The following is a 20,327-nucleotide window of genomic DNA, read 5'->3' on the forward strand; positions in this document are numbered from 1 at the left end:
CACAACCTCGCCCTCGCCGGATAGCCGAACAGGCGGCACTGCAGCCGCCCATGCCACTCCCGACTCCAAGATCGTTACGGGACAAGCCTTAGTCGGGTTGCGTCTGGTTTCGACGTCCATACGAAAGCCAGTCAAGAAAGCATGTAAGTTTGACGTACTGAGTGGCACCCCAGGTTTCGCCTTTGAGACCTTTATGCGTCTCCAGGAAGCTACGCAGTTCGTCGATCGAAACAATCTCTGGATCCAGGTAGACCCCGTAATTAATGACCCCTTCCACTCCCTTCTTTTCCAGAAGGTCCGCGATGCCCGTAACCCCCTCCAGGAATCGGGATGAGTTCCTTTTATGCCATTCTCCGGTAGAGATCCCGCCCTTGCTTTTCTCGGCCATGGCCAGGATTCTGGAATCGATACCGAGGTCCGCTTTCACGTTGCCGGACTCGTCCAGTGCATTGAACTCTGCAAGGTACTTGTAGACAGGAAGATTCCCCGAACCCTTCAGTAGGCCTGGAAGCACTTGAGCGACTATTGCGGCAGCGTCGAATTCGGACTTTCCATCTACGACATCTTCGATAATGTCCCATCGCTTGAGTCCGACGTACCCCTGCCTCCCGATCTTGGCATGTACCCCGACGCCGAACACCACTTCAATATCATCGTTTTGTGCTTTGTCGTCGATATCCGCGACGACCAGACGATTGTGTGGGTCGTCGGCAAGAACGAGGTCGTAGACCTGCTCTTTGAGTCGCCGCAAGAGTTTAGCCGGAAAAGACCTCTTCAGCTCTGAGAGCACCGTAAAGACGTCAACAAAGTCATTAACCGTGACTTTTAGGACTGAGAGAGGGTAATCGTCCATCATGATCGTGTAAGGATCGACCGATGGTTCAGCGCTGGGTTCCCATTGAACGAAAATGAGGCGGTCTCTAAGGTTTTCGATATTTTCTTGCGTCAAGCACTTTGCAATGGACTGCAGGATCATCGCTACATTGCGATCTCCGAGCGAGTAGCCCAGGAAGATCACTGGGTGTTCAACGAAGATTGTCATCAGCTTGGCTGCAAGGTATGCGTTTCTCTCTTCGAAATTTGCATAGTCCTTGGCGGTCAATACTAGACTGTCGGGATTGGAGTAGCTACCGTGGATTTTGTAGATTTCTCCGATGCCCTGAGAGGTGGAGAATAGCAAGTCGTCTTGCCCGGCGAATGTGTGAAAGTCAGAAAAGACCGTCTCAAGTAGGGGGTCATAATTGGTGGTAATGATCCCATCGACTACCGCTTGCTTGAGTAGGTCAATTTCGGTGGCCAGCGGCTCTGTAAGTGTGTCGAGTGGCGGCATTTTTGAGAGGTGCTTAGCGATCTCCACCTTCAGTGCGGATTCGACGCCGTGAAGTGAGGAGGAGTAATCTCTGCGGCTTGCAGAAAATTCCTCCTTTTCCCACCAGATTTCGTGAAAGACCTCTGCAATCTTCGACGCGACGGAGGGCAGGTGCCCCTCTGCGCTGGTTTTGTAGAACTCGTAGGGGCGAGGGGTGAGGCTTGCGAACCGACGCAGTAGGCCCTCCCAGTCTTCTGTACCGATGTAGCGCCGAGACAGGCCCGAGCCGACGAACAGAAACGGTGTCGTGAGTCTGTGCAAGTGGGTGGCCAACTTGGCGCGCACTACGGTCATGCGGGGCACTGTACGCTGACTGGCCCTCATTTGATGGTATGTCTGACCAGCTCTCCAGGACATTGAACTGATCATCTTGATGTAGTGGGCATGGGCATGTCCATGGGTGTGGGCATCGACTCGCGTAGGTGGAGCGCTTTGGGGTGGCGCTGCTTTGGCGTGAGTGATCATGGCCCCGTAAGCTTCCGGCGCGTCGGGCAGTCTGTGGACCTGCCTGGTAAAGCACGACGTTGGGGCCATGATCTTCGAGGCTCGCGCCAAAGTGGCTCCGTAAAGCCGTGGAGCCGACCGCCCCAGCCACGACGCATCCCTTTTCTGGCGTCAAGCGGCTGATTGCTGTGCGCGCGGCACGGGCGCCGGTCGGGCTGAAGCGGGGCGGAGACAGGAGCGCAGGCCCGGCTGGGGGCCGGGCCGCGCGCGGGGAGCTGAGCGAGCCGCCTTGAACCCGTGAAGAAAGTTGTTACTCAGGTTGGCTCTGAGATGCGCCACAGGGGCGCGTCGTACTGCTCCGGCCGGCTGCTGATGACGAGCTGCCGCAAGTCGTTGCGCTGCAAGCCGCTGAGGTTCAGTGCCTCGGTGATGCGGCGGAACGTCGTGTGGGTGACTCCGCGGGCTCGGGCTTCGCTCTCGAACTGGTCGAGCTGGGCCCAGATCGCGGCGGGGTCCAGCTTGGCCGGCTGCTGCTCCTTGAGCCACAGAGCCTTGTTGCGCTCGTAGTCGATTTCCGAGTAACCGCAGATTTCGCGGCTGTAGGCCTCGGCCTCGTCCAGATGCGCGGTTGCCATGATGGCTCGGGCCAACTGGTTGCGGCTGAGGGCGTCGTCCAGGTCGACCTCGTGCACCGTCGGACTGTCGTCCGTGAGCGGTACGGGGAGTCCCGCGTCTCGGATCTCGCACGTGCCTCGCACGCCCCTGGCCGTTGCCGTGAGAAGCCCGGTGGCTTCGGACGGGTGCCACTCCATGACTGAGCTGATCGCCTCCACATCCCTCGGGGTGAAGGTGTGGACGACGGGGCCGAGCGTGTCGGCCAGGTCTTCCGGCAGGAGTTCCCCGTCCAGGCCCGGTCCCGCGACGAGTAGTCGCACCGGAGCGTTCACTTGGCAGCACGCGGCCAGCGACAGGGCGTCGCCGAGTGGGCTCTTCAGTGTCGGCTCATCGCCCCGCGCGAGGATGTCCCCACCCACGTCCAAGAGGTCGATCGACTCGGGCTCCAAGCGGTGCACGAGCTCTTCGAGCTGGTGGGTGAGGCCTTCGGCTCCCCCGTAGGGGTCGAGCAGGGCGAAGGTGTGCGAGAGCTCTGCTGCGAGCCGGGGGAGTGTGGAGTCGGCGGGTGCGACCGGACGGGCCTGTGCCGGCACTGCCCAGGTGGACGGAGTGAGGCGTTTTAGGCCGGTGAAGTCGGAGGGGCGCCGCGGGCCCGGTACCGGGTCGATCAGGAGGCGGTCCCAGGCGTAGGTGAGGATCACCGCCTGGCCCTCGTCACTGTAGAGGGCGGCGTGAAGCATGGCGGCGGCGACTGCGTCGCCTCCTCCTCCTGCTGCGACGATTAACCGCTTCATGCGCTCAGACTACGGGTTTACAGGTTGGCCACTCACTCTATAGTGGCTAGAGGCCATAGCCAGTTGCCAGTTGAACTAGGAGGAGGGGAGATGCCTCAGATCGAAGAGGCTCAACCGAAGTATCTCCAGATTGCCCACCACATCCGTGATCAGATTCTCCGGGGCGACCTGCGCCCGGGGGATGAGGTTCCCTCGGAACGACAGCTCGCCACGGACTGGAAGGTGTCGCGGCCCACGGCCGCTCGGTCGCTGGAAGCGCTGAGCCATCAGGGCCTGGTCGAGAAGCGTCAAGGCTCAGGCACCTACGTGCGCAGTCTCGAAGTAAACCGGCGCGCAAGGGAGTTGTACGGGCGTGCCCGGCAGACGGGGAAGATCTACACGCCCGGAGAGTACGCGGTGATCACGTCGGCCGGTTGGCTGGATGCGCCGGACTACGTGGGCGAGGCCTTGGGTCTGGCGAAGGATCGTCGAGCCGTACACCGCCGGCGCGTGACGAACAACCAGGACGGTCCGATCACGCTCTCCACCTCATGGTTCGCTCCAGACGTCGGTCAGCGCGCGCCCAAGCTCATGGATCCTGAGCGGATCCAGGAAGGGACGCTGATGTACGTCGAGAGGATGACGGGGCGTCAAGGGAGCTACGCCGAAGACCGGATGTGCGCTCGGCCCGCCACGGAGGAGGAGGCGGCGGACCTGCGGTTGGAGCCAGGATCCGCGGTCCTCATCGTTCATCACGTGGTCTTCGACCTCCAGGACCGGCCTCTGGAGTTCGCCGAAGCCACCTATCCGCCGCACCGCTGGGCGTTCGAGCAGGGCTATCCGCTCACCTGACGACGCGCCAGTTGCGCCGAACCGCTTGCACTCTCGAAGTGGCTAATGCCACTATCCAGAAAGTGGCTAAGGCCACTTGGGCGAGAAGGAGGCACGACGTGACGAGTCGGCGGCCGGAGCAGGACGCGCGGTTAGCTTGCCGGGGGTGCAGGGGGCGTGGGTGGAAGCGCGTCGACTCTCGAACGGCGCTGGCGCTTGCCACGGCCAATGACCGCAACCGTGCCACGTCGAAGCGGCGCTGCCTCGACTGCGACGGTAGCGGCAAGGAGTGAGCACACATGGCCTACACGATCGACCGGTACCCCTGTCAGGACTCACCGCGACTCGGGGCGATGACCTTGCACCCTGTACCGGAGTCCGTGCCCCGGGCCCGGCGCTGGTTCCGGAAGTTCATCGCTCCGCACAACCCCGCCTGCTCGGTCGACGACTGCACGTTGATGATCTCGGAGCTGGTGACCAACGCCATCTGCTACGGGAAGTCGGACGAGCCCTGGTTGGTGCGGGTCGAGTGGTTCCGGGAGGGAACCTCGCTCCGCGTCGAAGTGCACAACCCAGGGTTTCCGGCGAACGTACGGCTGCGTCATCCAGAAGCGAACGATGCTCACGGGCGGGGTTTGCTCCTCGTTGACTCCATCGCCGACTCATGGCACTCCGGCCCCAGCCACTTCGGCGGAACGGTCGTCTCCTTCGTGGTGGCTGATGCCTGGTCGGCGTGACGGGATAGCCCGCCCCTTCTGCCACCTTGGATCTGGCGCTAGTCTGGTTGACCAGTTGACTTGGCCAATCTCGACAGGCGGCGTTCATGGCGTATGAAGTGGAGCCACCGAAGTACGTGCGCCTCGCGCGGACGCTTCAGCGCCGTATCGAGGATGGCACCTACGCGCCGGGCAGTCGTGTACCGAGTGAAAACCAGCTGGTGCAGGCCTTCGGGATGTCCCGCCCAACCGTCGTGCGCGCGCTGGAGCTGCTGAAGCGGGACGGTTGGTTGGAGTCTCGGCAGGGCTACGGCACGATCGTCCGCGGCCGTCCGGAAGTCGTCGAACAGAAGGATCGGCGGGGGCGCGCGGCGCTGGAGCGTGACGAGTCGCAGGGTCTGGGTCGACTGATCGAGGTCGCACACGTGCCTGTGCCTGCTCGAATCGCCTCGTCGCTTGGCCTGCCGAAGAGGACCGAGGTTCTCGTGCGCCGCTTCCTGGTCACAGAGGACGGCGAAGCTGTTGAGCTGGTCTCGTCGTACTTCCCTGCCGGCGTGGTCGAGGGCACTGAGCTGGCGTCCGGACAGCCTCTGAGCGGGAGCACCCGCGAACATATCGAAGTGCGGAAAAAGTTCCGCTTCGACCACGTGATCGAGCGCGTGTCGGCTCGGCTGCCCGAGGCGCGCGAAGCCGAGCTGTTGGAGCTGCCAGGTGGCATGCCTGTGCTGAGTGTCTTGGTCGTCGCCTGTGACGCCTCTGGCCGGTCCTTGCAGGCCTCTGAAGTACTTCTTCCTGCCGACCGGCAGGAACTTGAAGACACCTACCGCCTGAGCTGATGCCGCCCTTCGGGCGAGTCTCCCGCGATAGTGACTTGACAAGTCAACCTGTCATCTCTAGCTTCGAACTTGCTAAGTCAACCTGTCAGGTCGGCAGGTTGATCGACCCTAGAAGGAGCAATTCCTGTGCGTGTGATCCGAGTTGACGCCTCGACCGCCACGATCCTGCTCACCGAGGCCCCGGCGCCGAAGGTGCGCGACCGGCAGACCGGGGAGATCGCCAAGGATGCGGTGACCGGTGAGGCGCTGATGACCGTCGGTGTCGTCTACATCGACGAGGGCGAGTCATCGCTGATCCAAGTCACTGTCCCGGAAAGCGGAGTGACCGAGGGCCTGACGGTCGGTGCTCCGGTGTCGCTGCCGGGCCTGGTGGCGCGGCCGTGGCAGAGCGTGTTCAACGGCCAGGAGCGGCACGGCATCGCCTACCGGGCGACCGCTGTGGCTCCGGGTGCCTTCTCGATGGCTCAGGCGGGCTGATCGCTGTGACGGACCTGGTGACGTTGGCCGAGCTGGGTGGTCCGCTCGCTGCCATAGGTGGGGCCGCCTACGCCCGGCGCGCCTACCCGGCGGCGTACTGGTCCACGGTCGGGCTGCCGCTCTCGGTGGCCCGGCTGCTGGCCTCGTACTCCTCGACCATGGACGCCTGCGGTCTGACCGTGCAGCCGTCCCGGTGGCGGGCGCTGGCCGTTCGGACGGCCACCCGGCGTGAGGTCCGGCCGGTGCCCCCTCGTCGGGGCGTGATCAGGCCCACCACGACCGGCCTGCGGATGCGGCTGCGCCTTGTCCCGGGCCAGGAGCCGGCAGACGTGGCGGCCTCCGTTGAACGCCTCCGGCATGCGTGGGGCGTCCACGCCGTCCACGTGCGGGACATCAAGCCCGGCGTCGTCGAGTTGCGGCTTGTCGGCTTCGATGTGCTGCGGAAGGTGAGGATGCCCCGTCGGCTCAACGGCGGCCCGCTTCAGGTCCCGGTGGCGTTACGGGAAGACGCGACCGCGTTTGTGCGGGACTACCGGACTGTTCCCCATGAACTGGTGCTCGGCGCCACGCTCTCGGGCAAGTCCATGTACCTGCGGAACCTGCTGGCCGGGCTTGCCGCCCAGCCGGTGGTCCTGGTCGGAATCGACTGCAAGCGCGGGGTTGAGCTGGCACCCTTCGGGCCCCGGCTCTCCGCCTTGGCGACCGACCCGGACCAGGCGGCCGAACTGCTTCCCGTGCTCGTGAAGGAAATGGAGGACCGATACGACCTGATCAAGGCCCGGCAGGGCATCGACCCCGGCACCCCCGAAGAGCTGATCACCTCGGACATCTGGGGACTACCCGAGGAGGCATGTCCCGCTCCGATCGTCCTCTTCGTCGACGAGGTGGCCGAGCTCTTCCTCGTCGCGACACGGAAGGAGGAGGAACGGCGGGACGAAATGGTCACCCAGCTCATTCGGCTCGCCCAACTCGGTCGGGCCGCTGGAATCTACCTCGAAGTCTGCGGGCAGCGCTTCGGTTCCGAACTCGGCAAGGGCGCGACCATGCTCCGTGCTCAGCTGACCGGCCGGGTCTGTCACCGCGTGAACGACGAGGCCTCGGCGAAGATGGCGCTCGGCGACATCGCCCCTGAGGCGGTCCTCGCAGCCTGCGCCATCGCCCCTGAGCTGCCCGGTCTGGCCGTTATCGGTGACACCTCCGGCGGCTGGTCACGTATTCGTACCCCGTACCTCTCCCTCGCCGACGCTGCGGCAACTTGCCGCGCGACTGCTCACCACGCCCCCGACGTACCGGGGCTCGATCCCTTCCGGCCTCACGTCCCGCCGATGCCGATTGAGGCATCCGGGCCTGTGGCCACTGCTCGCCCGGTCGCCGAGTAACCGCCCGCGTTCCCACGGCCGGCACGGCCGTCTCGTGCCAAGTCCCTACCCCCTCCATGCCTGGAACCGGAAGGAGTCGCGCCGTGCGTGCCTTGCCCGTCCGCCTCGACGCTGCGCTCGTCCAAGCGGTGATCGCCGCCGCGCTTTCCTTCGCCCATCTGCACGACCTGGCGTCGGCTGCCGGACAGCACGGATGGAAGGCATGGGCCTACCCGGTCTCCGTCGACCTGCTGTTGGTGGCGGCCTGGCGGCGGCTCCGCTCCGGCGGGACGAAAGGGGCTGGGTGGTGCTGGTTCCTCGTCGCCTTGACCGCATCGCTCGGTGCCAACGTCTCCACGGCCGGGCTCCTCGACCTGGGCGCCGTACCCGCCTGGCTACGCATCCTCGTCGCCGGATGGCCTGCGGTCGCCTTCCTGGGCGGGACGCTGCTCGCCCACGGAGCCACCGCAGAGGCGGGTCGTGAGTCGGTCCCGGAATCCATGGCCCCGGACGCCCCTGCCTCTGCACCTGAATCGCCCGCTGCCGAGCCGAAACCGGCTCCACCCTCCACACCCCCGGTTCCGCCGGCGCTCGTCACGCTCGCGCGCAAGGTCGCCGACGAACACCGCGCCCGGACCGGAACGCCCATCGACACCTCGACCCTTCGAGCCCGGCTCGGTGTCCCGATGCCGCTGGCCGAAGTCATCGCCGCTCAACTCACCTGACACCGGAGGACTTGCAACCGTGCGTCCGTCCACGCTCCGCGTGCTGCAACGCGCCGCCGAGCTGACCCGACAGAACCGCCTTACCGAGGCCGTGCTCATCGCCGAGCCCGTGATCCTCGCCGCCGACAGCTACGAGGGCGACGAGATCTTGCGCTGGCTGGCCGAGCACGCCGCCGACTTCACCGGCGAAACCCCGAAGGAGACCCGCTGATGGCCGCCAACCGCCGCTTCCGCAACGTCACCCGCATAGGGCCCGTTCAGGTCGCCACCTACTACGACGGTTGGGGCCGCGAGAAGCACACCGCCGCCTGCACGGCTCCGCGCTGTGGCTTCGCCACTGACTACGACAGCCGTGCCGCCGCCGAGCTGGCCGCCCGTACCCACCGCTGCGCCGTCCGCTGAGGGAGCTCCCGTGACCGTCTCACTGCCGCTCGTCTTCGTCCTGGGCGTCATCGCCTGGGCTGCGATCAAGTTTCTCGGCGTTCGGCTCTGGGTCGCCGTCGTGATCGCGCTGTTCGGCTTCTGGCTCTCGCACACCTTCCTCGCACCCGCCATCGAGTCCGGCACCCGTTCCGGGGTCGGCGTCGTCGACGGCACCCACCACTGACAAGGAGGTTCGCCGTGCTCCGCCCGAAGCTGCCCGACATCCCGACTCGGCCGACGACAACCGTCACACCTCAGCAGACACAAGCTCCGTTCTCCGCGGCCGGCCGCCCAATCGCTCCGTACGTGGGCGTCGGTGTCGGCGCGGTCGCCGCCGTGGCCGTCGTCGGCATCGTGCTCACCGCGCTCCTGGCGGCAGTCGCCGTATCGGCCGTGTCCGTGGCCGTCGCCGCCGTGGTCCTGCGCTCCCTCCTCAGCAGCGCGCACAAGCGCTGACCGGCCACCGGGGTGGCAACAAGCCGCCAAGCATCCCGCCGCCCCGGGACCGTCCCTCCCAACCGTCACAACAGCCGAAAGGAACTGCCATCATCACCCGGCAGACTCCGCCCCCGCTGGCGGAACTCTCCATGCTGGCCTCCCTCGGCACCATGCCCGAGCTGGCCCACCAACTGTCCGGACTGGGCGGCTGCACTCACCCCGTCCGCCTCGACGGCCACCGTACCGAGTACGCGGTGGACCAGACGACCGGCGAGATCGGCCGCGTTCTGCACCACCTGGACTCGTCGGCTCTACCCGCCGGTCAGCTCCTCGTCCGCTGCAACAACCGCCGCGCCACCCGGTGCGCGGCCTGCGCCGAGACTTACCGTCGCGACACTTACCACCTGATCACCGCCGGGCTCCGCGGCGGCAAGGGCACGCCCGAGCAGGTCGCAACACACCCGCGCGTCTTCGCCACCTTCACCGCCCCGAGCTTCGGCCCGGTCCACAACCGACCCTCCGGGGGCCGGAACTGCCGTTGCGGCGTCCGGCACGAGGAAGGTGACGCTGTCCTGGGGATGCCACTCGACCCGGACTCCTACGACTACGAGGCGGCCGTGCTATGGAACGCGCACGCGGGTGCACTGTGGCGGCGGTTCTCGATCTACCTCCGCCGTGAGGTTGCCAAGCGGGCCGGCCTTACTCAGCGAGCCTTCCGGAACCATGCCCGGATCTCCTTCGCGAAGGTGGCCGAATACCAGAAGCGGGGTGCCGTCCACTTCCACGCCGTGATCCGCCTCGACGGCCCTGAGGGTGGCGACTCCGCTCCTCCCTGCTGGGCGACCGCCGAGCTGCTGACCGATGCCGTTCGGGCAGCTGCCACTGCGGCGCGTGTCGGCGGGCCGGTGATCGACGGGCGGCCCCACACCTTCGTCTTCGGCCGTCAGCTCGACGTCCGCACGATCCGCTCCGCCGACTTCGACGACGGCCAGGAGCTGACCGAGCGGGCCGTAGCGGCGTACATCGCCAAATACGCCACCAAGGGAGCAGAGACCGCGACCGGCACTCTGGACCGGCCTATCAAATTCCTGGCTGAGCTGGCGCAGGTCCAGATCAGCGAACACGCCCGGCGGTTGATCCGAACCGCTTGGACGTTGGGCGCCCGTGCCGAGCTGGCAGAGCTCCGCCTGCGGGCCTGGGCTCACATGCTCGGCTTCCGCGGTCACTTCTCCACGAAGTCCCGCCGCTACTCCACCACCCTCGGCGCCCTCCGCGACGCCCGCGCCGACTGGCGCCGGGCCCAAGCTGCACCGCCCGTCCCGCAGGACGGTGAGACCACGCTCGTCCTCGCGCACTGGGTCTTCGCCGGCACCGGCCTGTCGAGCGCCGAAGCCTGGCTTGCCGAATCTCTCGAGCCCGCCCCCGGAACGGAAGGAGAACCGACATGGATGCCCGCCGCGACGAACTGATGACTGTTCGCCAAGTCCTGGCCGAGCTGGGCGGCGTTTCTCGGCGGACGTTTTACCGCTGGCGCGAGCTGGGACAGGGGCCGGCCGCGTTCAAGCTCCCCAACGGTGAGCTTCGGGTCTGGCGTAGTGACTTCGCCTCGTGGCTCCGACAGCTGGAGGAGGCTGCGTGAAGTCTCTCGACGTCAAGGTCTGGGGCGTACGTAAGCGGGACACCAAGACGCCGTCGTACGGAGTGCGCTGGTCTGTCGCGGGCAACGTCTTCTCGGACTCGTTCCGTACCAAGGCGCTCGCTGATCACTACCGAGTGAAGCTCATGAGCGCCATGCGGGGCGGCGAAGAGTTCGACACGGAGGCTGGTCTTCCAGCCTCGATGGAACAGAAGAAGTCGCCGTTGTCCTGGTACGGCTTCGCCCTCAGGTACCTCGCGATGAAATGGCCCCATGCTGCGCCCAATACGCGCGACGGCATCAACGAATCACTTACCAGCGTGACCATGGAACTGCTCGTGGAGCGCGCAGGACGGCCGTCCGACGAGGAGATCCGCAGGGCCTTACGCAACTGGGCCTTCGTGATGCCGGGGCCCAACGACCGGGAGGTTCCGGATCACGTTCGAAACGTTCTGCACTGGGTGGCCAAGGCATCCCGGCCGCTTGCGGATCTCGCTGAGCCGGCAACGGCCCGTGCGGTGCTCGACGGGCTGAAGCTGAAGCTCGACGGCACCGCGGCCGCCGCTGAGACTGTGCGGCGTAAGCGACGGACTCTCGTCAACGCCGCGAACTACGCAGTTGACCTGGGGGAGCTCCGTGAGAATCCGATCACGGCGGTTTGCTGGCAAAAGCCGAAGGTTTCGAACCAGGTCGATCCGCGCGTTGTCGCCAATCCGGAGCAGGCACGCAACCTCCTGGCGGCGGTGTCCTACGTGGGCGGCTACCGACGTGCTCGCGGCCGGCGCCTCGTCGGGCTGTTCGCGGCGATGTACTTCGGTGGCCTCCGGCCCGCAGAGGCAGTCGGCCTGGTCGAGACTGACCTGGTGCTGCCCGAGCACGGTTGGGGCTCGGCGCTGCTCCATCGGACACGTCCTTCCGTGGGCAAGCAATGGACCGATTCAGGGGAGACACACGACGACCGCGGGCTCAAGAATCGGCCGACCGAGGATGTTCGGCGTGTGCCCATCCCGCCCCAGCTCGTCGCCGTGCTGCGCGAGCACCTGGCCACGTTCGGCACGGCGGAAGACGGGCGGCTCTTCTTCAGTGAAAAGGGTTCGGTTGTCCCGTCCTCGACCTACTACCGCCTGTGGCAGGAGGCTCGACTCCTGGCGCTTCCGCCGGCTGTCGCGGCTTCGCCGCTCGCCAGTAGGCCGTACGATCTTCGGCACTCGGCGCTGTCGACGTGGCTCAATGCCGGAGTGGATCCCACCGAGGTTGCCGAGCGCGCCGGCAACAGCGTTGAGGTCCTGCTGACCCGGTACGCGAAGTGCCTCGACGGACGGCAGGACGTGGCCAACCGGCGCATCGAGGACCTGCTCCGCGAGTACGAGTGAGACAACCTGCACCCACACTGAGGCCTCAGGCATGTCGCCTGGGGCCTCCCTCGTCTTGTGCTACCTGCGCCGATGCTGCGTCCGGAAAGGACGAGCTGGGTCGCGTTACTTGCCCTGCGGTCTTGTGGCCTCCTCGCGCTTGCTGCTGGCATGTCGGCAACGCCAACGCGAGAGCACAGGGGGCCTTGTGGAGCTGCACGTCACGCGCTGGAAGCGGTACGGGCATGATCGTCTGTACGCCAACCTGCCTGACGGCACCGCGGTTGGTTGGGCGGACGTCACGACGGGGGACATCACGGTCTTACGGGCCGAGCATCGCGACGACGTGATCGCCGTACTCACGAAGCACTTACAGAACCTCACCGAGCCGGTCTCGTCGGGCAGGGCGCCGGAGGCTCAGGCGCGTCCGATGCTGCCCCCTCTGGCGCCGGCCGACGACCTGGCCGTCAACCCTCCCGGGCGGTCCTTGCGTGATCTGCTCGCCGAATCCGGCCCCGGGCTGATGGAGCGAGTCGTCTCACGGCTTCTGCGGCGCCCCTCGGAATGGGACTCCTGGCGAAAGGGGTTGGCGGGGGAGCGGCGAGTAGGAGCCGAGCTCAACCGCTTGGGGCGCCACGGCTGGTGCGTGCTGCACTCCATCCCCTTGGCCAACAAAGTGGATATCGATCACTTATTGATCGGGCCTGGTGGAGTGTTCAGCATCAATACGAAGCACCACGACAGGAGGGCGGTGTGGGTCGGGGACGATTCGGTGACAGTCGATCGCGGGAAACCGGCGCCCTACGCACGCAAGAGCCGGGCGGAGGCCAAGCGCGTCGCCCGAGTGCTTGAGCGCTATTGCGACTTCCCGGTGCCGGTGGAGCCGGTGCTCGTCTTCGTCGGTGTCACCGAGCTGAAGGTGGTCGCTACGCAGCTCGATGTCCGGGTGTACCAGGAGCGCCAGTTATCTGCACTCGCTCCGCTCTCAGGCGTGCTCACGACCGACCAGGTGGAGCAGGTCTACAGCGTGGCTCGCCATCGCCAAGCTTGGAGCAATGCCTGATTCGAGGTGCCTCAGCAAGAGGCTCCACTTTGCCAGTCCCGTATTTCACGCGTCCCAGCGAGTGGTGATGGCTTCCGCGACGCTGAAGACCTCGTCGCACTCGGCGCACTGTGTTTTGCCGAAAACGTAGGTCAACTTATGCGCGACAGTCGTCTGACCGTCTGCGAGTGCGCGACTGTGGAGCCTTTGGGCCAGCCCCTCCAGGGCTGAGGTGTCCGCAGGCTGCAGCGGCATTTTCCTTGCCGTGGTCTCGTTCATGTACATGCTGTCCGTGGTCGAGAAGAAGCCGTACTCGCCGAAAGCTACGAAGTTCTCCGTGCTGCACGAGGGGCACGGGACTTCGAACTCATCGTCGTTCAGTCCGTCGAGCTGCTCACCCCAGACCTCGTCCCCCTCGAAGCTGAGGAGCGCAGCCAGCAGGTAGACGTAAGTAGCGGGGTCGTTGGCGAGGATGGGATCCCGAAGAGCTTCCTCGGTCAGTTGCACCAGGTCCGACATCTCCGAGGCGTAGGCCACGTGGGGATCTTGCTCCTCGTATGGCCGATCAGTGCTGGCTGCGATGGCGCCGGCGAGCGTGAGTGGCATCTGTCTGTCCGCGGGTGACCACTGGCGTGCCATGTCGCGCAGGGCGGGCAGGGCCGCGTAGCTCGCTGAGTAGACGGTCCCTTGATGGCACAGCCGGGACCAAAGGTCGGCCCATCCTGAGTCCTTCGGGGCCGGGCTCACTGCGTCGAGCAGGCCGGGAATGTCTTCCGCCGTGCCGTAGGCGTGGTGGAGCTGGGACCAGTCCGTCATGCCAGCGATCTAAGCAGTCGGCTGCTCCGGACCTCACGGCTGGGGCCGTGCCGGTCGCCCGACCTTGAGGGCAAGCCGAGCCCAGGGCCAGTCAGCAGCCAGCGACCTGCGACGATGCCCCAAGATCCCGTCCACGCCTCGTCCACAGCCTCCGACATACGCCCGCTCCGGGCCGCATACGCCTGCACATACGCGAAGACCCCGGCCTCAGCGTTTCCGCTGGTGACGGGGTCTTTGGGCACCTCATGCTGGGTGCCCCCGGCAGGATTCGAACCTGCGCACACGGCTCCGGAGGCCGTTGCTCTATCCCCTGAGCTACGGGGGCGTCTGGCGTTGAGCTGCTTGCTCGCGGCGACGGGTAGAACACTACCAGCTCTGCCGGGGTGTTCATGAACGGGTTTATGGCGGCCGGGCGGGGCGGCTCACCCGCGTGGGGTGGAAGTGGGGAAAAGCCGGACGCGGTGGCTGGTGCCGACCTACTCTCGAGTTGTGCCGGGCGCGTCGGGCCGGGTGCTTGTTGTGGACGACAACAAGGTCATCCGGCAGCTGATCAGGGTCAATCTTGAGCTGGAGGGGCTCGAGGTCGTGACCGCGGCCGATGGTGCCGAGTGTCTGGATGTGGTGCATGAGGTGCGCCCCGACGTCGTGACTCTGGACGTGGTCATGCCGCGGCTGGACGGGTTGCGGACCGCCGCCCGGTTGCGTGCCGACCCGGTGACTCGGGATCTTCCCCTTGCCATCGTCAGCGCCTGTACGCAGTACGAGGTCGAGAGCGGTCTCGACGTCGGCGTCGACGCGTTTCTCGCCAAACCCTTCGAGCCCGCCGAACTCGTCAGCCTCGTCCGGCACTTGATCGAGCGCGGGAGGAAGGGAGCATCCGGCGTGGAGGGTGAGGGCGAGGCTTTCGACGGTGAGTCCTTCGGTAGCGAGGACGCCGAGTTCTCGGCGGAGCGCGCCGGTCGGAGCAGTGGCTGAGGACGGCTGAGGACCCGTCCCGGCGGCAGACGGTTGCTGAGTGGGGGAGGGTGGTGTGCGTCGACCTCCGTCGGCCCCGCCGTCCAGGCCGTCCCCGGCCCCCGGCCCCCGGACCGCTCCCCGACCCCCGACCCCCGGAGCGCCGCTCCCCGACCCGTGGCCCGCTCCTCGACCCACGCCGGCACAACCCCTACCCCCGCCCGGCTCGCCTGCACAGCCCATACCCCCACCCGGCTCGCCTGCCACCCGTGCTCAGCACGCCCGCACCCCGCACCCCGTGCCCCGTGCCCCTACTGTGAGCACGGGCCCGTACCCCGTCCCCGTGCTCAGCATGCCCGCACCCCTCGGCCCCGCCCGGCACGCCGGCCCCGCCCGACGCGCCCGACGCGCCCGGCACCCCAGGCCCCCCGTCCACATCCCGGACCTTCCGTAAACCGGCTCGCATACCCACCCCCCTCCTCCCATACGCTTGTCCCGTGACCCCCGTCGAGCTCTCCCGTACCGTGCTGCGCGCGGTGCGTCGTGCCGTTGACGAGGGGGCGCTGAGTGTGGCCGTGCCCGAGCGGGTCGTGGTGACCGTGCCCGGGCCCGGAGGGTGTGGCGACTACGCCACCAACGTCGCGCTCCAGCTCGCCCGTCCGGCCGGGCAGCCGGCGCACCGGGTCGCCGAGATCCTCCGGCCGCATCTCGTGGGGGAGGACGGGGTCGGGGACGTCGTCGTCACCGGGCCCGGGTTCATCAACATCAGCCTGAGAGGCGCGGCCGAGCCCGTCGCCGCGCTCGTACGGGAGATCCGGGAGCAGGGGCCGGTGTACGGGCACGGGGATGCACTGGCGGGGCAGGTCGTCGAGGTGCGTGTGCCCTACGAGGCCCGTGCCGAGGTCGTCGCCGACGCGCTCGTGCGGATCGTGGCCGCTCAGGGCGGGCGGGTCGAGATCGACCACCGGGAGCCCGTCAACCTGCGTCCCGTCCCCGCTCCGGAGGACCCCGCCCCGCTCGGTCCCGACGCCGCCCGCTGGGCCCTGCTCCACCCCGCCGCGCACGACCGGCCCCGGATCACCGCCGACCACCTGGTCCAGCGCGAGGGCAACCCCCTCTTCCGGGTCCGTTACGCGCACGCCCGCACCCGGGCCCTCGGCCGCAACGCCGCCCGCCTCGGCTTCGAGGCCGACCCGGGCGAGGTGACGGACCTCGACGTGCGTGATCTCGTCACCGCCCTCGCCGACCACCCCCGCATCCTCACCGCGGCCGCCACCCACCGTGCCCCGGACCGGCTCGCCCGGCATCTCGTCACCCTCGCCGATGCCGTCCTGCCCTTCCTGCCCGCCGTGCTGCCCCGCGGCGAGGAGAAACCCTCGGCCACCCACCGCGCCCGGCTCGCCCTCGCCGAAGCCGCCGGGACGGTGCTGGCCGGTGGCCTGTCCCTGCTCGGCATCGACGCACCCGACCACCTCTGAGCGCGCCCGTAGAGCGAGCGCCCGGAGAGCCCACAGAGAGCCACAGACATGAGCCGTTCCGCACACCCCGCCGGGCCCCGTCACGCCGACGTCCTCACCGAGAGCCACTATTCCGCGCCGCCCGCCGACCTCAACGCCCTGGACGCCAAGGTGTGGGCCCAGACGGTCGCCCGTGGCGCCGATGGCGTCGTCACCGTCGGCGGTATCGACGTCAAGCGGCTCGCGGAGGAGTTCGGTACCCCCGCCTACGTCCTCGACGAGGCCGACTTCCGGGCGCGGGCGCGTGCCTGGCGCACCGCCTTCGGGCACGACGCCGACGTCTTCTACGCCGGGAAGGCCTTCCTGTCGCGGGCCGTCGTGCGGTGGCTGCACGAGGAGGGGCTCAACCTCGACGTGTGCTCGGGCGGTGAGCTGGCCACCGCCCTGTCCGCCGGGATGCCCGCCGACCGCATCGCCTTCCACGGCAACAACAAGTCCGTGGCCGAGATCGAGCGGGCCGTCGAGGCCGGTGTGGGACGGATCGTTCTCGACTCCTTCCAGGAGATCGTGCGGGTCGCCCACGTCGCCCAGTCGCTCGGCAGGCGGCAGCGCGTGCAGATCCGTATCACCGTGGGCGTCGAGGCGCACACCCACGAGTTCATCGCCACCGCCCACGAGGACCAGAAGTTCGGGATTCCGCTGGCCGGCGGTCAGGCCGCCGAGGCCGTGCGGCGGGCGCTCCAGCTCGACGGGCTCGAGCTGATCGGGATCCACAGCCACATCGGCTCGCAGATCTTCGACATGTCCGGGTTCGAGGTCGCGGCACACCGTGTGGTGGGGCTGCTGAAGGACATCCGCGACGAGCACGGTGTCGAGCTGCCCGAGATCGACCTCGGCGGCGGGCTCGGCATCGCCTACACCAGCGACGACGACCCCCGCGAGCCCCATGAGATCGCCAAGGCGCTCACGGAGATCGTCAGCCGCGAGTGCGATGCCGCCCGGCTGCGGACTCCTCGTATCTCCGTCGAGCCGGGGCGGGCCATCGTCGGACCGACCGCCTTCACGCTGTACGAGGTCGGCACCATCAAGCCGCTCGACGGGCTGCGTACGTACGTCTCCGTCGACGGCGGCATGTCCGACAACATCCGCACCGCGCTCTACGACGCCGAGTACAGCGTCTGCCTCGTCTCCCGTACCTCGGACGCCGAGCCGATGCTCGCGCGAGTCGTCGGCAAGCACTGCGAGAGCGGGGACATCGTGGTCAAGGACGCCTTCCTGCCGGCCGATCTGGCACCGGGTGACCTGATCGCGGTGCCGGCCACGGGCGCGTACTGCCGTTCCATGGCCAGCAACTACAACCACGTGCTCCGGCCGCCCGTCGTCGCGGTGAGCGACGGCGAGGCGCGGGTGATCGTCCGCCGCGAGACGGAGGAGGACCTCCTGCGTCTCGACGTCGGATGAGGACCGAAGAAGAGGACCGAAGACGCGGGCCGAAGAAGAGGGCCCGGAACCGGGGCGCGGAGGGCCGGAAGATCTCCGGTCCACCCGTCCCGCCAAAATGAAATAGATGTCTCACGATCCGGACGAAGGGTAGAAACTCCCGTCCGGTGAGTGAGACTGGTCGAACCGTAGACGGTATGAGGAAACGAGGTCGGATGATGCGTACGCGTCCGCTGAAGGTGGCGCTGCTGGGCTGTGGGGTTGTCGGCTCAGAGGTGGCGCGCATCATGACGACGCACGCCGACGACCTCGCCGCGCGGATCGGTGCCCCGGTCGAACTGGCGGGCGTCGCGGTCCGGCGGCCGTCCAAGGTGCGCGAGGGCATCGACCCGGCCCTCGTCACCACCGACGCCACCGCCCTCGTCAAACGCGGCGACATCGACGTCGTGGTCGAGGTCATCGGCGGGATCGAGCCCGCACGTTCCCTGATCACCACCGCCTTCGAGCACGGCGCGTCCGTCGTCTCCGCCAACAAGGCGCTGCTGGCCCAGGACGGGGCCGCCCTGCACGCCGCCGCCGAGGAGAACGACAAGGACCTCTACTACGAGGCCGCCGTCGCCGGCGCCATCCCGCTGATCCGGCCGCTGCGCGAGTCCCTCGCCGGTGACAAGGTCAACCGGGTGCTCGGGATCGTCAACGGCACGACCAACTTCATCCTCGACAAGATGGACTCCACGGGAGCCGGGTACCAGGAGGCGCTGGACGAGGCCACCGCCCTCGGGTACGCGGAGGCCGACCCCACCGCCGACGTCGAGGGCTTCGACGCCGCAGCCAAGGCCGCGATCCTCGCCGGCATCGCCTTCCACACGCGGGTGCGCCTCGACGACGTGTACCGCGAGGGCATGACCGAGGTCACCGCCGCCGACTTCGCCTCGGCGAAGGAGATGGGCTGCACCATCAAGCTGCTCGCCATCTGTGAGCGGGCGGCGGACGGGGGCTCGGTCACCGCGCGCGTGCACCCCGCGATGATCCCGCTGAGCCACCCGCTCGCCTCCGTGCGCGGCGCGTACAACGCCGTGTTCGTCGAGTCGGACGCCTCCGGCCAGCTCATGTTCTACGGTCCGGGCGCCGGCGGCGCCCCCACCGCCTCCGCCGTCCTCGGCGACCTCGTCGCCGTGTGCCGCAACCGGCTCAACGGCGCGACGGGGCCCGGTGAGTCGGCGTACGCCGCGCTGCCCGTCTCGCCCATGGGCGACGTCGTCACGCGATACCACATCAGCCTGGACGTCGCCGACAAACCGGGCGTACTGGCCCAGGTGGCGACCGTGTTCGCCGAGCACGGGGTGTCGATCGATACGGTTCGGCAGCAGGGCAAGGACGGCGAGGCGTCCCTCGTCGTCGTCACCCACCGCGCGTCCGACGCCTCCCTGACCGGGACCGTCGAGGCGCTGCGCAAGCTCGACACCGTGCGGGGTGTCGCCAGCATCATGCGGGTTGAAGGAGAGTAACCAGCAATGACCCACCAGTGGCGCGGAATCATCGAGGAGTACCGGGACCGGCTGCCGGTATCCGACACCACGCCGGTCGTGACGCTCCGCGAGGGCGGCACGCCCCTCGTGCCCGCGCAGGTGCTCTCCGAGCGCACGGGCTGCGAGGTCCACCTCAAGGTGGAGGGCGCGAACCCCACCGGGTCCTTCAAGGACCGCGGTATGACCATGGCCATCAGCAAGGCCAAGGAGGAGGGGGCCAAGGCCGTCATCTGCGCCTCCACGGGCAATACGTCCGCCTCCGCCGCCGCGTACGCCGTGCGGGCCAGGATGGTCTCCGCCGTACTGGTTCCGCGGGGGAAGATCGCGCTCGGCAAGATGGGCCAGGCCCTCGTGCACGGTGCGAAGATCCTCCAGGTCGACGGCAACTTCGACGACTGCCTCACGCTCGCCCGTAATCTGAGCGACAACTACCCGGTGGCGCTGGTCAATTCGGTGAACCCGGTGCGCATCGAGGGGCAGAAGACCGCGGCCTTCGAGATCGTGGACATGCTGGGCGACGCCCCCGACATCCATGTGCTGCCGGTGGGCAACGCGGGCAACATCACCGCGTACTGGAAGGGGTACCGGGAGTACGCCGCCGACGGCGTGGCCACCAGGACGCCCCGTATGTGGGGCTTCCAGGCCTCGGGCAGCGCCCCGATCGTGCGCGGCGAGATCGTGAAGGACCCGTCGACCATCGCCACCGCCATCCGCATCGGCAACCCTGCGTCCTGGCAGTACGCCCTGGCGGCGCGGGACGAGTCCGGCGGCCTCATCGACGAGGTGACGGACCGTGAAATCCTGCGCGCCTACCGGCTGTTGGCCGCTCAGGAGGGTGTCTTCGTGGAGCCCGCCTCGGCCGCGTCCGTGGCCGGTCTGCTGAAGGCCGCCGAGCAGGGCAAGGTCGACCCGGGCCAGCGGATCGTGTGCACGGTCACCGGGAACGGCCTCAAGGACCCGGACTGGGCCGTCGCGGGTGCCCCGCAGCCGGTCACCGTTCCGGTCGACGCGGCCACGGCGGCCGAGCGGCTGGGACTGGCCTGAGCCGGGGGGGGGGGGGGGGCGGCCCCCCGCGCCCCCGCGCGGGGCCGGGGGC

The 20,327-nt window shown here is 67.7% G+C and carries 22 protein-coding genes and 1 tRNA gene; 19 read left to right on the top strand and 4 right to left on the bottom strand.

The features are described 5' to 3' along the window. Positions 1-88: 88 nt before the first annotated feature. Complete coding sequence (locus tag ACFW2E_RS16855; protein WP_384467051.1) at positions 89-1,663, bottom strand: SIR2 family protein; 1,575 nt, start codon at positions 1,661-1,663, stop codon at positions 89-91. Positions 1,664-2,127: 464 nt separating this feature from the next. After that, entirely contained in the window at positions 2,128-3,222 is a 1,095-nt protein-coding gene (locus ACFW2E_RS16860; RefSeq protein ID WP_384467053.1) for a DUF1152 domain-containing protein, read from the bottom strand. A gap of 90 nt (positions 3,223-3,312) precedes the next feature. Here ACFW2E_RS16860 and ACFW2E_RS16865 point away from each other — a divergent pair, with 90 nt between their 5' ends. The 14 genes from ACFW2E_RS16865 to ACFW2E_RS16930 all read left to right on the top strand — a co-directional run bounded on the left by ACFW2E_RS16865 (position 3,313) and on the right by ACFW2E_RS16930 (position 13,056). After that, complete coding sequence (locus tag ACFW2E_RS16865; protein WP_384467055.1) at positions 3,313-4,053, top strand: GntR family transcriptional regulator; 741 nt, start codon at positions 3,313-3,315, stop codon at positions 4,051-4,053. A gap of 278 nt (positions 4,054-4,331) precedes the next feature. Beyond that, positions 4,332-4,769 carry an ATP-binding protein gene (locus tag ACFW2E_RS16870; protein WP_384467056.1) on the top strand — a complete coding sequence of 146 codons (438 nt, stop codon included), beginning with the start codon at positions 4,332-4,334 and terminating at the stop codon, positions 4,767-4,769. An 86-nt stretch (positions 4,770-4,855) separates the two neighbouring features. Next, positions 4,856-5,584 carry a GntR family transcriptional regulator gene (locus ACFW2E_RS16875; protein ID WP_384467058.1) on the top strand — a complete coding sequence of 243 codons (729 nt, stop codon included), beginning with the start codon at positions 4,856-4,858 and terminating at the stop codon, positions 5,582-5,584. A 126-nt stretch (positions 5,585-5,710) separates the two neighbouring features. After that, complete coding sequence (locus tag ACFW2E_RS16880; RefSeq protein ID WP_384467060.1) at positions 5,711-6,061, top strand: hypothetical protein; 351 nt, start codon at positions 5,711-5,713, stop codon at positions 6,059-6,061. Between the two features lie 5 nt (positions 6,062-6,066). After that, positions 6,067-7,440, top strand: a complete 1,374-nt coding sequence (locus tag ACFW2E_RS16885) for an FtsK/SpoIIIE domain-containing protein (RefSeq protein WP_384467062.1) — start codon at positions 6,067-6,069, stop codon at positions 7,438-7,440. Between the two features lie 83 nt (positions 7,441-7,523). Beyond that, complete coding sequence (locus ACFW2E_RS16890) at positions 7,524-8,144, top strand: DUF2637 domain-containing protein (protein ID WP_384467064.1); 621 nt, start codon at positions 7,524-7,526, stop codon at positions 8,142-8,144. 19 nt (positions 8,145-8,163) lie between these two features. Further along, complete coding sequence (locus ACFW2E_RS16895; protein ID WP_384467066.1) at positions 8,164-8,355, top strand: hypothetical protein; 192 nt, start codon at positions 8,164-8,166, stop codon at positions 8,353-8,355. Continuing rightward, a complete protein-coding gene (locus ACFW2E_RS16900; protein ID WP_384467068.1) occupies positions 8,355-8,546 on the top strand; it encodes a mobile element transfer protein in 192 nt (63 codons plus the stop codon). The genes ACFW2E_RS16895 and ACFW2E_RS16900 overlap by 1 nt, the downstream gene beginning before the upstream one ends. A gap of 10 nt (positions 8,547-8,556) precedes the next feature. Continuing rightward, positions 8,557-8,751 (top strand): hypothetical protein, encoded by a 195-nt coding sequence (locus ACFW2E_RS16905; protein ID WP_384467070.1) that lies wholly within the window; start codon positions 8,557-8,559, stop codon positions 8,749-8,751. A gap of 14 nt (positions 8,752-8,765) precedes the next feature. After that, complete coding sequence (locus ACFW2E_RS16910) at positions 8,766-9,023, top strand: SpdD protein (RefSeq protein ID WP_384467072.1); 258 nt, start codon at positions 8,766-8,768, stop codon at positions 9,021-9,023. 131 nt (positions 9,024-9,154) lie between these two features. Beyond that, positions 9,155-10,474 (top strand): replication initiator, encoded by a 1,320-nt coding sequence (locus ACFW2E_RS16915; protein WP_384467074.1) that lies wholly within the window; start codon positions 9,155-9,157, stop codon positions 10,472-10,474. After that, positions 10,450-10,644: an AlpA family transcriptional regulator gene (locus ACFW2E_RS16920; protein ID WP_125214118.1), complete on the top strand. Its 195-nt coding sequence runs from the start codon at positions 10,450-10,452 to the stop codon at positions 10,642-10,644. Before ACFW2E_RS16915 ends, ACFW2E_RS16920 begins: the two co-directional genes overlap by 25 nt. Further along, entirely contained in the window at positions 10,641-12,014 is a 1,374-nt protein-coding gene (locus ACFW2E_RS16925; protein ID WP_384467076.1) for a tyrosine-type recombinase/integrase, read from the top strand. The genes ACFW2E_RS16920 and ACFW2E_RS16925 overlap by 4 nt, the downstream gene beginning before the upstream one ends. A gap of 187 nt (positions 12,015-12,201) precedes the next feature. Further along, positions 12,202-13,056 carry a nuclease-related domain-containing protein gene (locus ACFW2E_RS16930; protein WP_384467078.1) on the top strand — a complete coding sequence of 285 codons (855 nt, stop codon included), beginning with the start codon at positions 12,202-12,204 and terminating at the stop codon, positions 13,054-13,056. A 45-nt stretch (positions 13,057-13,101) separates the two neighbouring features. On the opposite strand, the gene ACFW2E_RS16935 is transcribed toward ACFW2E_RS16930, so the two are convergent. Continuing rightward, positions 13,102-13,851, bottom strand: a complete 750-nt coding sequence (locus ACFW2E_RS16935; protein WP_384467080.1) for a hypothetical protein — start codon at positions 13,849-13,851, stop codon at positions 13,102-13,104. A gap of 253 nt (positions 13,852-14,104) precedes the next feature. Next, positions 14,105-14,176 (bottom strand) — tRNA-Arg (locus ACFW2E_RS16940). 194 nt (positions 14,177-14,370) lie between these two features. Between ACFW2E_RS16940 and ACFW2E_RS16945 the strand changes: the two genes are divergently transcribed. The 5 genes from ACFW2E_RS16945 (at position 14,371) to thrC (ending at position 20,275) form a co-directional block, all read left to right on the top strand. Then, complete coding sequence (locus tag ACFW2E_RS16945) at positions 14,371-14,826, top strand: response regulator (protein ID WP_384467082.1); 456 nt, start codon at positions 14,371-14,373, stop codon at positions 14,824-14,826. A gap of 476 nt (positions 14,827-15,302) precedes the next feature. After that, a complete protein-coding gene (nrtL, locus tag ACFW2E_RS16950) occupies positions 15,303-16,283 on the top strand; it encodes an ArgS-related anticodon-binding protein NrtL (RefSeq protein ID WP_384467084.1) in 981 nt (326 codons plus the stop codon). Positions 16,284-16,331: 48 nt separating this feature from the next. Further along, complete coding sequence (lysA, locus tag ACFW2E_RS16955) at positions 16,332-17,723, top strand: diaminopimelate decarboxylase (protein WP_384467086.1); 1,392 nt, start codon at positions 16,332-16,334, stop codon at positions 17,721-17,723. Positions 17,724-17,917: 194 nt separating this feature from the next. Then, positions 17,918-19,210 carry a homoserine dehydrogenase gene (locus tag ACFW2E_RS16960; protein ID WP_384467088.1) on the top strand — a complete coding sequence of 431 codons (1,293 nt, stop codon included), beginning with the start codon at positions 17,918-17,920 and terminating at the stop codon, positions 19,208-19,210. A gap of 6 nt (positions 19,211-19,216) precedes the next feature. Continuing rightward, positions 19,217-20,275 carry a threonine synthase gene (thrC, locus tag ACFW2E_RS16965; protein ID WP_384467090.1) on the top strand — a complete coding sequence of 353 codons (1,059 nt, stop codon included), beginning with the start codon at positions 19,217-19,219 and terminating at the stop codon, positions 20,273-20,275. The last annotated feature ends 52 nt before the right edge of the window (positions 20,276-20,327 follow it).

The sequence above is a fragment of the Streptomyces sp. NPDC058964 genome (genome assembly GCF_042741275.1).
Taxonomy (GTDB): Bacteria; Actinomycetota; Actinomycetes; order Streptomycetales; family Streptomycetaceae; genus Streptomyces.

Coding starts and splice junctions, on each gene's coding strand:
- ACFW2E_RS16920 (WP_125214118.1), top strand. CDS start 10,450: ATGGATGCCCGCCGCGACGAACTGATGACTGTTCGCCAAGTCCTGGCC.
- ACFW2E_RS16935 (WP_384467080.1), bottom strand. CDS start 13,851: ATGACGGACTGGTCCCAGCTCCACCACGCCTACGGCACGGCGGAAGAC.
- ACFW2E_RS16875 (WP_384467058.1), top strand. CDS start 4,856: ATGGCGTATGAAGTGGAGCCACCGAAGTACGTGCGCCTCGCGCGGACG.
- ACFW2E_RS16855 (WP_384467051.1), bottom strand. CDS start 1,663: ATGACCGTAGTGCGCGCCAAGTTGGCCACCCACTTGCACAGACTCACG.
- ACFW2E_RS16870 (WP_384467056.1), top strand. CDS start 4,332: ATGGCCTACACGATCGACCGGTACCCCTGTCAGGACTCACCGCGACTC.
- ACFW2E_RS16860 (WP_384467053.1), bottom strand. CDS start 3,222: ATGAAGCGGTTAATCGTCGCAGCAGGAGGAGGAGGCGACGCAGTCGCC.
- ACFW2E_RS16865 (WP_384467055.1), top strand. CDS start 3,313: ATGCCTCAGATCGAAGAGGCTCAACCGAAGTATCTCCAGATTGCCCAC.
- ACFW2E_RS16900 (WP_384467068.1), top strand. CDS start 8,355: ATGGCCGCCAACCGCCGCTTCCGCAACGTCACCCGCATAGGGCCCGTT.
- thrC (WP_384467090.1), top strand. CDS start 19,217: ATGACCCACCAGTGGCGCGGAATCATCGAGGAGTACCGGGACCGGCTG.
- ACFW2E_RS16915 (WP_384467074.1), top strand. CDS start 9,155: ATGCTGGCCTCCCTCGGCACCATGCCCGAGCTGGCCCACCAACTGTCC.
- lysA (WP_384467086.1), top strand. CDS start 16,332: ATGAGCCGTTCCGCACACCCCGCCGGGCCCCGTCACGCCGACGTCCTC.
- ACFW2E_RS16960 (WP_384467088.1), top strand. CDS start 17,918: ATGATGCGTACGCGTCCGCTGAAGGTGGCGCTGCTGGGCTGTGGGGTT.